The sequence below is a fragment of the Bradyrhizobium sp. genome, assembly GCF_035652035.1.
In the GTDB taxonomy this organism is placed as follows: Bacteria; Pseudomonadota; Alphaproteobacteria; order Rhizobiales; family Xanthobacteraceae; genus Bradyrhizobium.
Map to the genome: position 1 here is coordinate 1 of NZ_DASREO010000058.1, position 14,495 is coordinate 14,495.

Annotated in this window: 15 protein-coding genes; 9 read left to right on the forward strand and 6 right to left on the reverse strand. The window is 64.5% G+C overall.

Annotated features, from left to right (window positions below; all coding sequences use genetic code 11):
- Window positions 1–175 precede the first annotated feature (175 nt).
- Window positions 176–886 carry an SOS response-associated peptidase gene (locus tag VFB05_RS15755; RefSeq protein WP_325013660.1) on the forward strand — a complete coding sequence of 237 codons (711 nt, stop codon included), beginning with the start codon at window positions 176–178 and terminating at the stop codon, window positions 884–886.
- A gap of 126 nt (window positions 887–1,012) precedes the next feature.
- Complete coding sequence (locus VFB05_RS15760) at window positions 1,013–1,270, forward strand: hypothetical protein (RefSeq protein WP_325013661.1); 258 nt, start codon at window positions 1,013–1,015, stop codon at window positions 1,268–1,270.
- 75 nt (window positions 1,271–1,345) lie between these two features.
- Here the strand turns inward: VFB05_RS15760 and VFB05_RS15765 are convergent, their stop codons facing one another.
- Entirely contained in the window at window positions 1,346–1,807 is a 462-nt protein-coding gene (locus tag VFB05_RS15765) for a nitroreductase family deazaflavin-dependent oxidoreductase (protein ID WP_325013662.1), read from the reverse strand.
- 145 nt (window positions 1,808–1,952) lie between these two features.
- Between VFB05_RS15765 and VFB05_RS15770 the strand changes: the two genes are divergently transcribed.
- From VFB05_RS15770 to VFB05_RS15785, 4 genes are all read left to right on the forward strand, one after another.
- The gene (locus tag VFB05_RS15770) at window positions 1,953–2,990 is read left to right on the forward strand and encodes an LLM class F420-dependent oxidoreductase (protein WP_325013663.1); all 1,038 of its coding nucleotides are present in this window, start codon (window positions 1,953–1,955) and stop codon (window positions 2,988–2,990) included.
- A 52-nt stretch (window positions 2,991–3,042) separates the two neighbouring features.
- Window positions 3,043–4,074, forward strand: a complete 1,032-nt coding sequence (locus tag VFB05_RS15775) for an LLM class flavin-dependent oxidoreductase (RefSeq protein ID WP_325013664.1) — start codon at window positions 3,043–3,045, stop codon at window positions 4,072–4,074.
- A gap of 61 nt (window positions 4,075–4,135) precedes the next feature.
- Complete coding sequence (locus VFB05_RS15780; RefSeq protein WP_325013665.1) at window positions 4,136–5,092, forward strand: LLM class flavin-dependent oxidoreductase; 957 nt, start codon at window positions 4,136–4,138, stop codon at window positions 5,090–5,092.
- Window positions 5,093–5,151: 59 nt separating this feature from the next.
- Window positions 5,152–6,006: an LLM class F420-dependent oxidoreductase gene (locus tag VFB05_RS15785; protein ID WP_325013666.1), complete on the forward strand. Its 855-nt coding sequence runs from the start codon at window positions 5,152–5,154 to the stop codon at window positions 6,004–6,006.
- A gap of 24 nt (window positions 6,007–6,030) precedes the next feature.
- Here the strand turns inward: VFB05_RS15785 and VFB05_RS15790 are convergent, their stop codons facing one another.
- The gene (locus tag VFB05_RS15790) at window positions 6,031–6,984 is read right to left on the reverse strand and encodes a TIGR03619 family F420-dependent LLM class oxidoreductase (RefSeq protein WP_325013667.1); all 954 of its coding nucleotides are present in this window, start codon (window positions 6,982–6,984) and stop codon (window positions 6,031–6,033) included.
- A gap of 122 nt (window positions 6,985–7,106) precedes the next feature.
- Between VFB05_RS15790 and cofH the strand changes: the two genes are divergently transcribed.
- Complete coding sequence (gene cofH / locus VFB05_RS15795; protein ID WP_325013668.1) at window positions 7,107–9,470, forward strand: 5-amino-6-(D-ribitylamino)uracil--L-tyrosine 4-hydroxyphenyl transferase CofH; 2,364 nt, start codon at window positions 7,107–7,109, stop codon at window positions 9,468–9,470.
- On the opposite strand, the gene cofC is transcribed toward cofH, so the two are convergent.
- From cofC to fgd, 4 genes are read right to left on the reverse strand one after another with little or no spacing between them, the layout of a single operon-like run.
- The gene (gene cofC / locus VFB05_RS15800) at window positions 9,467–10,144 is read right to left on the reverse strand and encodes a 2-phospho-L-lactate guanylyltransferase (protein ID WP_325013669.1); all 678 of its coding nucleotides are present in this window, start codon (window positions 10,142–10,144) and stop codon (window positions 9,467–9,469) included. The two genes, cofH and cofC, sit on opposite strands and share 4 nt — an antisense overlap.
- Window positions 10,141–11,091, reverse strand: a complete 951-nt coding sequence (cofD, locus tag VFB05_RS15805) for a 2-phospho-L-lactate transferase (RefSeq protein ID WP_325013670.1) — start codon at window positions 11,089–11,091, stop codon at window positions 10,141–10,143. Before cofD ends, cofC begins: the two co-directional genes overlap by 4 nt.
- Complete coding sequence (cofE, locus tag VFB05_RS15810) at window positions 11,088–11,861, reverse strand: coenzyme F420-0:L-glutamate ligase (protein WP_325013671.1); 774 nt, start codon at window positions 11,859–11,861, stop codon at window positions 11,088–11,090. Before cofE ends, cofD begins: the two co-directional genes overlap by 4 nt.
- A 17-nt stretch (window positions 11,862–11,878) precedes the next feature.
- Complete coding sequence (gene fgd / locus VFB05_RS15815) at window positions 11,879–12,883, reverse strand: glucose-6-phosphate dehydrogenase (coenzyme-F420) (RefSeq protein ID WP_325013672.1); 1,005 nt, start codon at window positions 12,881–12,883, stop codon at window positions 11,879–11,881.
- 106 nt (window positions 12,884–12,989) lie between these two features.
- Between fgd and VFB05_RS15820 the strand changes: the two genes are divergently transcribed.
- Window positions 12,990–13,880, forward strand: coding sequence for an LLM class F420-dependent oxidoreductase (locus VFB05_RS15820; protein ID WP_325013673.1), 891 nt, complete (start codon window positions 12,990–12,992; stop codon window positions 13,878–13,880).
- A gap of 233 nt (window positions 13,881–14,113) precedes the next feature.
- Window positions 14,114–14,495: hypothetical protein (locus tag VFB05_RS15825; RefSeq protein WP_325013674.1), on the forward strand; the 382-nt coding region annotated here is incomplete at its 3' end.

A 14,495-nucleotide genomic window follows, 5' to 3' on the forward strand; every position in this document is an offset into this window, starting at 1 on the left:
CCAACGGAGAAACCGACAATCGCTCTCAGCGGTCCGAGATGTACCAGCTCGATTGGATTATGCCGACATTCTAGCGGCAGTTACCGCCACGAAAGCTCGCTCTCCCACACTGATCGGCATAATCTGGAAGTCGGCATAATAGAGGTTATGCCGACGTCGGCATAATCTCTACAGCATGACCAAGAACGTCGACGCGATTCGTCGATTGTTCGGCGCTCTCAACATCCGCGTCGGCAATCTGCCCTCGATGCCCGGCATCTTTCCGGACTACCCGGCGCCGATCGTCCGCAACGCGGACGAGGGACGGGAAATTGCCATGGCGCGTTGGGGCATGCCGAGTTCGCAGCGGGCTCTGATGGATGCCACCAAGAAGCGCGCCCAGAAGCTCGAAGCCAAGGGCAAGCCGGTCGACTTCAAGGAGCTGCTCCGCATCGAGCCGGATGGCGGCACCACCAACATCCGCAACGTGAACAGCGCACACTGGAAGCGTTGGCTGGGTCCCGAGCATCGCTGCCTGGTGCCATTCACCAGCTTCTCCGAGTACGACACGATCGATGGCAGGAAAGTGCCGGTCTGGTTCGCTCGGGACGAGAGCCGGCCCTTGCTGGCGTTCGCCGGGCTCTGGACCAACTGGACCAGCGTGCGTAAGGCGAAGGAAGGCGAGATCACCGCCGACGTCTTTGCGTTTCTTACCTGCGAGCCGAACGTCGAAGTGGCCCGCGTCCATCCGAAGGCGATGCCAGTGATCCTGACCACGGCGGAAGAATACGACATCTGGATGCGCGCGCCGTGGGACGAGGCCAGGCCGCTGCAGCGCCCGCTCCCGGACGGCTCGCTGCGGATTGTCGCGACCGGGGAGAAGGAAGATCCCGCGATGGCTGCCTAGCTCGTCCACAGCTCGGCGGAACAGGTGGACAAGCGGCCGCCACCGCGATTCCGAATCCCTGCCCTGTGCTAACTGCGCGGAACAGCGAGAGGGTACGAAGGATTCGTCCCTGGCAGGAGTGGTTCGATGCTGATGACGAGGGAGAGGCGACCGGCGATCCGGACGTTGCGCGGCTGGGCGATCTCCGTGCTGCTGGAAGCCGGCGCCATCCGCGAATGCGAAGAGCACGGCTGGATGCAGGACCGCGCCGACCCGTATGCGCGTGAGCGCGCCATCGAGGTCGCCCGTCGGGATCCGCCGCCTGATATCTCCGCCGAGGCAGCGATCGCCGAAATCCAGGAGGTCCTGACATCGATCGGCGATACCTGTCCCGAGTGCTCCTGAGGATATCGATTAGCGCCCAGGGCTGCTGATCGCGAGGTCCGCGGCGGTCACCGAGCAATCCGATACGCTTGGTCACTACTGGACTGGATCCAGCACGACCACCGGTATCTCACGCTCGGTCTTGAGTTGATAGTCCGCATAGGGCGGCCAGAATTCGAGCGCCTGTTTCCAAAGTCGGAGGCGCTCCTCGCCCTCCGTTGTCCTGGCCCTCGCGTGCATTTTCTTGGTCCCGACCTGCACTTCGACATCGGGGTTCGCGAGAATGTTGCGATACCACCCGGGATGCTGGGGCGCGCCTCCGCTTGAAGCAATTACGAAGTAACTGCCACCTTCCGTTCCATAAAACAGCGGGAATATAAACTTATCGCCAGACTTGCGGCCGACGGTGGTCAGCAGCAATGCTGGTGCCGTGATCTTACCTCGCTCGGGCAAGGTTACCGTGAACATATGCCCGTCGGTTCCGCCGCTCGCAAGATAGCGGTTCGCGTGCTCGAGCATCCAGTCCGGCAAGTTCGGCGCGAGTTTCGCGTCAGCCATTGAGACCTCCGTTAAAGCTGCACGACACCATACCATCGGGCGCGGTATCGGCCAAATCAACCGACCTTCATGGCAGTCTCCCGCCCTCGCCGGCACTGTTCAAGCGACGCGCCCCCTCGTATCCTCCGCTCCGGAGGACATGGCGATGAAGCTTGGTCTGTCAATCGGTTATTCGGGCGCACATCTGGAGGTGCCGGTCGCACTGGTGCAGCGAGCGGAAGAGCTCGGTTACGACTTCGTCTGGTCTGCCGAAGCCTATGGCTCCGACGCGATCACGCCACTCGCGTTCCTCGTCGCCAGCACCAGCCGCATCAAGCTCGGCACCGGCATCATGCAAATCGCCGCCCGCACGCCGGCCAACGCAGCCATGTCCGCCGCCACCATCGACGCGATGGCCGGCGGCGGCCGCTTCATCGCGGGCCTTGGTGTCTCGGGACCACAGATCGTCGAGGGCTGGTACGGCCAGCCGTGGGGGAAGCCCTACTGTGGGGTCAAGGACTACGTCGCGATCATGCGCAAGATCTTCAAGCGCGAAGGACCCGTCACGCATGAAGGCCGAGAGATCAGCCTGCCCTACAAGGGCGAGGACTCCGCTGGACTTGCCAAGCCGCTGAAATCGATCCTGCACATGAACCCCGATACCCCGATCTATCTCGCCACCGGTGGTGAATCGATGGTGAAGCTGACCGCTGAAATCGCCGATGGTTGGCTGCCGATCGGTTTCGTGCCGGGCGCCATGGAGGAGCACGGCCCGTGGCTCGATGAAGGCTTCCGCCGAGCGGGCAACGGCAAGAGGCTGAAGGATTTCACCATCCAGGCCTCCGTCCATGTGGAGGTCGACAGCGACGTCAAAGCGGCGCTGACACGGCTCAAGCCGGAGGTGGCGCTCTATGTCAGCGGGATGGGTCACCAGACCAAGAATTTTCACATCGACGTCGTGGTTCGGCGCGGTTTCGGTGACGCCGCCAAGCGCATCCAGGAACTCTACCTCGCCGGCCACAAGGAAGAGGCCATCGCCGCCGTGCCCGACGAGCGCGTCGACCTGAGATCGCTGGTCGGCCCACCCGCGCGCATCCGCGAACGCTACCGCGCCTGGGAGGACAGCGGGGCGGACTCGCTCAGCGTGCGATCCAGCCAACCCGAGGCCATCGAGGTGATGGCCGAGGCCGCGCGGCTAAACTGAGATGCAAGCGAGCTGATCCACGCAGACGTCCCGATGAGCGGAAACAAGCATCATGCGTCCACCACTTCGCGTCGGCACCGTCTACGATTTCCGCAACACCCCGGATTCCGGCATGGACATGCCGAGCCTGTACGCCGCGATCATGGACCAGGTGGTCATGCTTGACAGGCTCGGCCTCGATCTTGTGTGGTTCACGGAGCACCACTTCCTCGATGATGGCTACCTGCCGTCCTGGGTACCGATGGCGGGCGCGATCGCCGCGCGGACCAAGCATGTGCGGCTATCGAGCGATGTCTGCCTGCTGCCGTTCAATCATCCGCTGCGTCTGGCGGAGGACCTTGCCGTGCTCGATAATATCAGCAACGGGCGCATCGAGGTTGGCGTCGGCATGGGCTACGCGCCGCACGAATTCCGCGGCTTCGGTCTGCCCGTCTCGCGCCGTGTGTCGCTGACGGACGAAGGCATCGAGCTGCTGCGCCATTGCTTCACCGGCGAGAAGTTCAGTTTCCATGGCAAGCGCTACGATTTCGACGACGTGGTGATCAGGCCGCGTTACGTGCAAGCGGGTGGCCCGCCGCTCTGGATCGCTGCGATGTCGGAGCCCGGCGCACAGCGCGCAGCACGCAATGACAGCAACTTCCTGCCGCAGGGCGCGCGGTCGATGGTGCTTGATCCGTGGCGCGCGGCACTGAAGGCATCCGGCCGCAACCCCGAGAGCTATCGCGTCGGCATCATCCGCTCCTGCCTCGTAACCGACGACGCCGAACGAGATTGGCCGGCCGTGCGTGCCGCCGAGCGTTATCGCGGCCAAGTCTATCGCAGCTTCAACAAGGACGAGAGCGCTGCCGGCGGCGTTTCGGGCAACACGCGGGAGGCCAGCATCCCGCAGACATGGGTGGTCGGCAATGTCGAGCATTGCGTGAGGGAGTTGACATCCTTCGTGCGCGAATACGGCATCACCGACCTTGTCACCTGGGCGGTGCCGCCCGGCATGCGGCCAGACCAGATGAACGCTAGTCTCGAGCGCTTCGTGAGCGACGTCGCGCCACGCGTCAAAGCCGCAGCCGCGGCGGCCAGCGCATGATCCGGAAAAGTTTGAAACGGTTTTCCGAGAAGATCATGCGCAAACAATAGAAGGACCGCGCATGGGGATCGCGATCGGACTGGGTTGTGCGGACTTTCCGTTTTCCAGCGCCGCGGCCTACTGGCGCTGGATTGACATGTGTGAGGCCGGCGGCGTGGATTCGATCTGGCCGACCGATCGGATCGTCAGCCGTCAGCCATTCCTTGCATCGATGACCACGATGGCGGCCCTGGCCGGGCGCACGCGGCGCATGCGGTTCGGCATGAACGTCGTGTCGCTGGGCTTTCGTGACCCGGTGCTGCTGGCCAAGCAGTGCGCCACCATCGACATGCTGTCCGAAGGCCGCCTGCTGCCGTCCTTCGGCATTGGCAGCCCGCTGGCGCCCGAATGGCAGACGCTCGGCATCGACGCCAAGACACGAGGCCGCAAGACCGACGAATGCCTCGAGATCATCCGCCGCCTCTGGCGAGAGGAGTCGGTCGACTTCAAAGGCGCCTTCTACAAACTGAATGGCGTCACCATTGCGCCGAAGCCTGTACAGCCCGACCTGCCGATGTGGATCGGTGGCTCGAGCGACGCCGCAATCCGCCGCACGGCGCGCATCGGTACCGGCTGGCTGGCTGGCGGCGAGGCGCCGGCCGAGGCCGGCCGCGTGGTGGCCGCCATCAAGGCCGCCGCCACCGAAGCCGGCCGAACAATCGACGAAGATCATTACGGCGCCGGATTTGCGTTCTTCTTCGGGAGCCGGGATGCGCCTGGCATCGGCAAGGCTATGGATGCCTATACTAAGCGCACCGGACGCGACGCCATGCACGCCTTCGTGGTCGGCCGCGCCGACATGATCGTTGCGCGCATCGCCGAATACGTCGACGCCGGCGCGTCTAAGTTCATCCTGCGGCCGCTGGGCAGCGATGACGACGCCATCCTGGACCAGACCCGACTGCTGACCGAGCAAGTGCTGCCGCGCGCGCAGACGCCGTGGCCGAAACGTCCAAAGGACACTACGACCGATAGATAACGACACAAAATTCGCCTCCGGCCAAGGGGTCCGCGAGCGACGCCACAAGGGAGAGAACGATGCGCATCGGCGGAGCCATGTTTTTCACCGACTACTCGATGTCGCCAACCGAGCTTGCGCGGGCGCTGGAGGACCGTGGTTTCGATTCCCTCTGGGTGCCCGAACATTCCCACATCCCGTTGACGCGCAAATCGCCCTTCCCCAGCGGCGGCGATCTGCCGAAGAAATACTACGACGTCATGGACCCGTTCGTGGTGCTGGGTGCGGCTGCGGCGGTAACCAAAACGCTGCTGCTCGGTACCGGCATTTGCCTCGTCGCTCAGCGCGACCCGATCCAGACCGCCAAGCAGGTCGCTTCGATCGACCAGATATCCGGCGGCCGTTTCCTGTTCGGCGTCGGCAATGGCTGGAACGAGGACGAGATGGCCAACCACGGCACCGCTTTCGCGAGCCGGCACAAGCTCGCGCGCGAGCGTATCGAGGCCATGAAGGTGATCTGGACTGAGTCAAAGGCCGCGTATCGTGGCGAGTTCGTGAACTTCGAGCCGATGATGGCGTGGCCGAAGCCGTTTCAGAAGCCGCATCCGCCGATCATCGTCGGCGGTGCCTTCCCGTACGGCGCGCGGCGCGCCTTGCACTACGGCAATGGCTGGATGCCTCACCGTTCACGCACCCAGTATGCGGATGTGCAGGCCCTGCTGCCGAAGTTCCGGGAAATGACCGCCGAAGCGGGCCGCGATCCCGCGTCCGTGCCGATCACAATCTGGGGCGCCAAGGAAGACCTCGATCTGCTCAAGCGCGATCGCGACGACGGCGTCTCACGCGTGGTCGTCAGCCTCGATTCCGGCAAGGCCGACACGATCCTGCCGGAGCTCGACCGGTGGGCGACTTTGATCCGCCAGGTCGGCAGCTGATCGTTCGCAAGAATGGCTGTTAGTTTAAACTAGCGGCAGGACTTCGGCCCTGAATTTCTGCATGCCCGCGAGGACTTCGTCGGCTGTCGAGCCGCCAAATCCGAAATCGATGCAGCCGACACCCATGTCGCGGAGCGCCCTGATATCGGCGGCGACAAGCGCCGGCGGACCAGCGAACAGGCGGTGTTCCCCATCACTCGCTTGAAGTGGCGCGGTCTCACCGAACACCGTGCAGCGCAAGCTCAGGCCTACCGCTTTGGGATCACGCCCCGCCTCGACGATCATCTTGCGCAGGCGCGCCGCCTGAATCGTGTAGCGCGTCAAGCTATCGAGCGGATTTTGCGGGTTGGTCCCGATCGGGTACCAGGCATCACCGATACGGGCAGCTCGTCGGAGCGCCGGACCGCTCTCGCCTCCGACCCAGATCGGCGGATGCGGCTTCTGCACGGGCTTCGGCTCGAAACTGATATTCGAGAACCGGACATGCCTGCCGTCGAATTTCGGGCTCTCGCTCGTCCAGAGTTCAACGAAGGCGCGCACATATTCGTCGGTCACCGTTCCGCGGGCATCGAAATCAGGCGCATCGATGGCCTCGAACTCCTCACGCATCCAGCCTGCACCAATACCCAGCGTCAGCCGGCCACCCGAGAGAACGTCGATGGTCGACAGAATCTTGGCGGTCAGGACGGCTGGCCGATGCGGAACCACCATGACCGAGGTCACCAGACGCAGGCGGGTCGTTTTCGCGGCGATCCAGGCGATCTCCGTCAGCTGTTCGTGCCGCTCGCCGCGGGTGCCGCTTGGGAATTCCCCGGAGGCGCTGTAGGGATACTCCGCCGCGATCGCGGTCGGAATGACGACGTGGTCGCTGAACGTCGCGTAGTCGAAGCCCAGCGCCTCGCCGCCAACGACGATCTTCGAAAGGTTGTTCGCGGCCGACAGGCGGCCGGCGGTCGGTGCGTTGAAGCCGATCAGCATTTGTTGCGTCCCTCCTCGTATTGCATCGCTCGCGTCGATGCGACACCATGCGGCTACCGGCGGGTGGCGGCAAGCGCGTCGCGCGACGACATGCGATTCTCTGAGGACGGAAAAGACAGATTATGACGGCGACTAGGCAGGCGATACGGCGGCGGTTCGAGGCGCCGCTGGCCGAACTGATGGCAGAAGCCGCGGCCCTGCGCGATTCCGCGCACGGCCGGCTGATCTCCTACTCGCGCAAGGTCTTTATCCCGCTCACCAAACTCTGCCGCGACGTCTGTCACTACTGTACGTTCGCGCAAGTGCCGCGCACGGGCAAGCCGGTCTACCTCTCACCCGACGAGGTGCTCGCCATCGCACGCGACGGAGCCGCCGCCGGTTGCACCGAAGCGCTGTTCACGCTGGGTGACAAGCCCGAGTTGCGATACCAGGCCGCACACGACGCACTGAAGGCGCTCGGCCACGAAACAACGATCTCCTATCTCACCGCGATGTGCGCGCTTGTGCTGCGCGAGACCGGATTGCTTCCGCATGCCAACCCCGGCGTGATGACGCGCGAGGAGATCGCCGACTTGCGTGAGGTGACAGCCAGCCAGGGCATCATGCTGGAGTCCACCAGCGAGCGGCTCTGCAGGCAGGGCGGCGTGCACTACGGTTCTCCCGACAAGCATCCTGCCGCCAGGCTGGAGACCCTGCGTCTGGCCGGCGAACTGAAGGTGCCATTCACGACCGGCATCCTAATCGGAATCGGCGAGACACGCGACGAGCGGATCGACGCGCTGGAGGCGATTGCCGATCTGCACGCCGCCCACGGGCATATACAGGAAGTGATTATTCAGAACTTTCGGGCCAAGCCCGACACCAAGCTCGCTGATTCCGGGGAGCCTGATCTCGACGATCTCTTGTGGACCATCGCGACGGCGCGGCTGATCCTCGGGCCGGAGATGAATATCCAGGCGCCGCCAAACCTGTCGCCCGGAGTCTATCAAAAGCTGATCGACGCCGGGCTCAACGACTGGGGCGGCATCTCGCCGGTCACGCCCGATCACGTGAACCCCGAAGCGCCGTGGCCTGCCATCACCGAACTCGCCCGCAACAGTGCGGACGCCGGCAAGCTGCTGGTGAACCGCCTGCCCGTCTACCCGGCCTATGCGCGCGTTGCCGATAAGTGGCTGGCTTCCGACGTCGCCATCCGCGTGCGGCGCATGAGCGACGCCGAAGGCTTCGCGCGCGACGACGACTGGGCACCGGGCAACACCAAGCGGCCTCCGGCGCTGCCGGTGCTTGCCCGGGTCGTCGATGCTCGCATCGCGAGAATCGTCGCGCGCGCCACATCGGGCGAACGTCTTGCCTCAAACGACATTGTGCGCCTGTTTGCGGCACGCGACGCCGACTACCGGTACGTCACGCAGGCTGCCGACGCGCTGCGACGCGCGGTCAGTGGCGACACCGTGCGTTACGTCGTGAATCGCAACATCAATTACACCAACATCTGCTACTTCCGGTGCAAATTCTGCGCCTTCTCGAAAGGCCGCACGCACCAGGATCTGCGCGGTGCACCCTATGATCTCGCCATCGAGGAAATTACGCGTCGCGCGATCGAGGCGTGGGATCGCGGGGCGACGGAAGTGTGCCTGCAGGGCGGCATTCATCCCGACTACACCGGCGCCACGTACGAAGCGATCTGCCGCGCGATCAAGGCGGTCGTCCCCGAGATGCACGTCCACGCCTTCTCGGCCCTGGAGGTGACGCAAGGTGCCGCCACGCTCGGACTGCCGATCAACGAGTTCCTCGCAAAGCTGAAGGCGGCCGGTCTCGGCACCCTGCCCGGAACGGCGGCCGAAATCCTCGACGATGAGGTGCGCGCCATCATCTGCCCCGACAAGATCAACACCGAACAATGGCTCGATGTCCAGCGCGCCGCTCACAGGGTGGGACTACGCACCACCTCGACCATCATGTACGGGCACGTCGAAACGTCGAACTCGTGGGCGAAACATCTCCTCGCGCTACGTGACTTGCAGGCCGAGAGCGGCGGCTTCACCGAGTTCGTGCCACTTCCCTTCGTCCACATGGAAGCGCCGATGTACCGCCTCGGCATGGCGCGACCTGGCCCAACGTTCCGCGAAGCCGTGATGATGCATTCGGTCGGGCGGTTGGCCCTGCATCCGCTGATTCCCAACATCCAGACCTCCTGGGTGAAGATGGGGCCGGCGGGGGCTGCGGTTTGCCTGAAGTCGGGCGCCAACGATCTTGGTGGGACGCTAATGAACGAGAGCATCTCGCGCGCCGCCGGCACTCAGCACGGCCAGGAGTTGCCGCCGCACGAGATGGAAGCGCTCATCCGGTCGATTGGCCGCGAACCAATGCAGCGCGACACCCTCTATCGGCCAGCGCCAGAGGATCGCCGAGCAGCATCCGTTATCGCGACCGACCTGGAGCCGATCGTGCTGACGCCGCCGCGCAACAGAGCGCAGGTCGGTTAGGTGATGCCAAGGTCGACCAGCCGCGCGCGCACGCCAAGCTCCTCGAGCAGCGCGCGAGTGCGAGTGCCCGCTGATTGCGGCAGCCGCAGGAAAAGCGCCAAATCGACCGGATGGTCGATATCCGTCGCAATTCCGGGCTGACGGATCACGGTCGGCTCGATGCCCTGACGGCGCGACGCATCAAGGTGCGGAAAATAGCTGTTGTCGCCGAAGCGAAGCGGGACCGATTCCGGCGGCGAGCAGACCACGGCATTGGATCCGAGATCGTCATGCGCCGGCGAGATCGTGAAAGCAGGTGCCGCAAGATGCGCCGATAACACTGCATCAATCTCGCCGGAGCGGGTGGCTGGAATGTCTCCGGGCATTGTGATCATGCCATCGCGCCTTTCGCGTGTGAGAAGGTGGCGACCGGCGTTCACGCTGCCGGTATGCCCGTCCCGCGCTCCCTCGGTCACGATGCGAGCACCGATTTTTTCGCCAAGAGCCGTCGCGTGTGGATCAAGCGTGACGATCAGCACGCCGGCGAGAAGTCGGGAGCGGGTCACGGCCTCAAGCATGTCCGTCAGCATGGTCTCGGCGAGGAGACGGCGTTCTGACGGAACGAGCAGGCTCGATAGCCGATGCTTGGCGCCATCGAACTCCTTGACCGGAATGACCGCCCAGATGTCGCTCATCGCTGCAAGGCCAGTGCGTCCGCAGCGTCAAGTGTTACGCGCGCGAGCATCTCTCTGTCCTGCAGGCTTTTCATCAGGGTTCGGGCGACCGTGACCCGCGCACCGACATTTCCGATCCCAGCGGCGTCGGCGTGGTCGACGATATAGCCATCGAGCAAGTCGCCGTAGCGCGCGGCGACCCCGGCGGCGCTGGCCTCGAGGCCGAGTTCGCGCATCATCTTCGCGGTCGGACCCTTGACGGCCTGCCCGCCGATTATTGGCGACACCGCAACGACCGGCGCGGCGCTCGCCTTGATCGCATCGCGCATGCCGGGCATTGCCAGGATCGGCTCGACGCTGATGAAGGGATTGGACGGGCAGATGATCACGGCCCGGACGTCACCCGAGCGCAACGCCGCCACCATGCTGGCTTGCGGCCGGGCAAGCGTCGCGCCGTCGAAAGCCAGTTCATGGACAACCGGCCGGCACTGCTGGCGTACGAAGTAGTCCTGGAAGTCGATCCAGCCGGTGTCGGAGCGCACGCGGGTCCGCACGCGGTCATCGCTCATCGGCACCACGCGGGGACCGATGCCGAGGCGCCGGCAGATGTCGGCAGTCACCTCAGACAATGTCTGCCCAAGGCGCAGGCGACGGGTGCGTTCGACATGCAGCGCGAGATCGCGATCGCCGAGCCGAAACCAGTCCTCGCCGCCGAGCGCGCCGATGCTGTCCATGAACGACCACGTCTCGTCGCGCCGGCCCCAGCCGGTGACGGGATTGTCGATGCCGGCGAGGACGTAGGTCAGCGTGTCGATATCGGGTGAGATACTCAATCCAAGATGCTCGAAATCGTCGCCGGTGTTGGCGACCACAAGCAGTTCGTCGGCCGGCAAGACGCGGCTCAGACCAAGGGCCAGTTTGGCGCCGCCGACCCCGCCGGACAACGCCAGGACAAGTCGTTTGCTCATCGAAACATGTCCTCTTCAGCCGGGCGCACCAGCTCGGACGCAGCGTTGTCGGGGCCGCGCCATGTCAGACCGCGCACGACCACCACAGGCTGGCCCTCGGCACCCTGCCCCATCACGAGCGACGCAGCGGCAGCGATCTCGTCTGCATGCCCGGTGATGCTGACCTGAAGCTCGCGCCCGAACAGATCGGGCGAGCCACGCAGGTCCATCAGAGACGGGAGGCCGGCCGCACCGATCGCGACGCCGCAGGTCCCGCGCCGCCAGGCACGGCCGAAGCTGTCGCTGATGATCACCGCCAACGGCACGCCGAACTTTAGCGACAGCCGCCTCCGCAAAATCTCGGCGCTGCCGTCGGGGTCGACCGGCAGTAGCAGCGCTCGCTGGGGCTCATCAGGCGAAGCCACGTTGGACTGATCGATGCCCGCATTGGCCATCACGAAGCCCAGTCGGTGCTCGACGATCAGAACGTTCGGCCTTGCCCGCACCACGCGCACCGATTCCGACAGGATCAGCTCGACGAGGCGCGGATCTTTCTGGATCTTGCCGGCGAGTTCAATTGCCTCGGTCGAGGGTTCGACGGTCGCAAGATCGACCATGCGTCCCTCGGCCTTGGACACGATCTTCTGCGTCAGCACGAACACGTCGCCGCCACGTGGCACGATGCCCCTCCGCGCCACCCCCTCGCCGATCAGGGCGACGAGATCATCATCCTTGCGCACCAGCGGAATGCCGGGAACGGCAAGCATCTCGACGGCGTCACTGCGTTTCATTAGCCGATCCTGCGCGCTCAACCGAAACGCTTGCGCAGCCGCGGCAACACGTGCTCGGCGTAAAGTCTCAGGAAGCGCGCGTGGTCCGGCCCAGGTGCGTGGAACACCAGATGCCGGAAACCGAGACCGACATAGTAGCCGATGCGCTCGACGTGCTCGTCGGCGTCACTGGACACGATCCATCGACTGGCGGCGCGCTCCAGCGGCAGCGTGTCGGCGAGTCGTTGCATCTCGACGGGATCCTCTACCCTCATCTTTTCCTCAGGCGTCAGCGCCAGCGCCGCCCAGTGGCGCGTATCCTCGAGCGCTCGCACCTTGTCGGTGTCAAACGACACTTTGACCTCGATCATGCGGTCGTAGGGCCGCGCGGGATCCTCCGACGCCACGATGCCCTCGGCGACCTTCGGCAGCAGCGTCTCGGTGTAGAGCTCCGGCTGCTTGCCGCTGGTGCAGATGAAGCCCTCGGCGGAGCGGCCGGCATAACGTGCCACGAGCGCACCCGCGGCTGCGACATAGATCGGCACCGGCGTGTCCGGGCGGTCGTAGATGGTCGCCTTATCCGTTTTATAATACTGCCCTTCGAAGCTGACCCGCTCCTGCGTCCAGAGCGTCCGGATCAGTGTGACGGCTTCACGCAGGCGAGCGAAGCGCTCCTTGAATTCCGGCCAAGGCTGGCCCGTCGAAGGCACTTCGTTTAATCCTTCGCCGGTGCCGATGCCGAGCACGACACGTCCCGGGAACATGACGCCCATTGTGCCGAACGCCTGCGCCACGATGGAAGGATGGTAGCGGAACGTCGGCGTCAGCACGCTGGTGCCGATCACGACGCGCGACGTTCTGGCGCCCAGTGCGCCCAGCCACGTCAATGAGAACGGCGCATGGCCGTCGACGTGCTTCCATGGCTGAAAATGGTCGCTGATGAAGACCGAATCGAAACCGACCTCCTCGGCAAGACACGAGAAGGAGAGCAATTTGTCTGGCGCAAACTGCTCGGCCGATGCCTTGTATCCGAGCTTGATCACCGCACCTTTCCTCGCTGGCGCGGGCCCATGCCGATGCCATGGTACCCGTCGCGGAAATCTATAGACTAGCGGGAACCCAGTAACCAGCTAAAGCAAGGGAGCGACCATGCATCTCGGAATTGCCCTGCCCTTCGGCGACATCGGTGGCGATGGGCCGATCGTACGTGAATTTGCTGAGCTCGCCGAGGCGGAAGGTTACGAAGGTCTGACGCTGGCGGATCACGTGCTCGGCGGCAACCCGGCGAACCCCGCCAGCGGCCGCGCGGGTGGGCTCGGCCTGTTCCACGACCCCTTCGTGGCGTTCGGTTTCATCGCCGCCTGCACGAAAAAGGTCGAACTGTCGACCCAGGTGCTGATTCTCGCCCAGCGTCAAACGGTGCTGGCTGCCAAGCAGGCGGCCAGTCTCGACGTGCTCAGCGGCGGCCGCTTCCGGTTCGGCATCGGCGTGGGCTGGAACGAACTGGAATTCGTCGGCCTCAACGAGAATTTCCACAACAGGGGCAAGCGATCCGAGGAGCAGGTCCAGGTGATGAAGGCGCTATGGGCGGATCCCTACGTTACTTTCGAAGGCAAGTGGCACCGCCTCACGGATGCCGGCATCAATCCCCGGCCACCAAGCCGCAAAATTCCGTTGTGGTTCGGCGGTCACATGGACGTGACGCTGCAGCGGATCGCAAAGTGGGGCGACGGCTGGATGATGCTGTCCGAACCGCCCGGCCCCAAGGCGGTCGCGGAGTTCGACAAGCTGCGCCGCCTGGTAGAGGCCGAGGGACGCGATCCAGCCTCGGTCGGCCTCGAAGTCTGGACCTCAACCGGTACAGGCTCTGAGAAGGACTGGCGCGAGGAAATCGGCTTCTGGAAGAAGGCGGGCGTCACGCATGTCACGCTGCACAACACCTTTGGCGGCTATCACCACAAGCGCATGGCCGGCCGGAGCATGACCGATCACGTCGAGGCCATGCGCCGCTACCGCAACGCAGTCGCCGATCTGCTCTGAGTGAGGCGGCAAGAGACCGGCGCCTCAGGTATCGGCGAGCGCGGCGAGCATTTGATCGCGAGCGGTGAAATCGCCGTCCGCGTGGACAGGCTGCAGGCGGGTCTTCGCGAGTGCGGACGCGATCTGGAAAGACATCGGTCAGCGGCTGCTCGACAACACCTGCACGCAGCGGACCGGGCGTCACGAGGAAGACGGCTGCTGGCCCAGGAACGAGATGTCGTAGGGCCCGGCGCATGCCTCCGAAGCACCACCCCACTCCCCTTTCCGGAGGGGACCGCAAGGCTCTCGCCAAGGAGTTGCGGAAATCCCGCGCAATGACGACGATCCTCGCCTCGCAAGCGAGCGAAGCGAGGGCCCAAGGTGAGGCCCTGATCCGGATGGCCGACAAGCTGTTGTGCGAATCCTGGAACGAGAAGATGTGGGCCGACGGCGGCCCGATCGATCCGTCGCCCACCGTGGATCAAGCTATCAACGGCGGGTACTCATGGCTGGAAATCGAGTGCTCGCGCTGCAGGACGAAGCGGGACGTCGAGCTGGTCGCGCTGTGCCATCCGCCAACGACCCTAGTCCACGACCTGGCCAGCCGTCTCCGCTGCAGCAAGTGTGCTAAGGCGG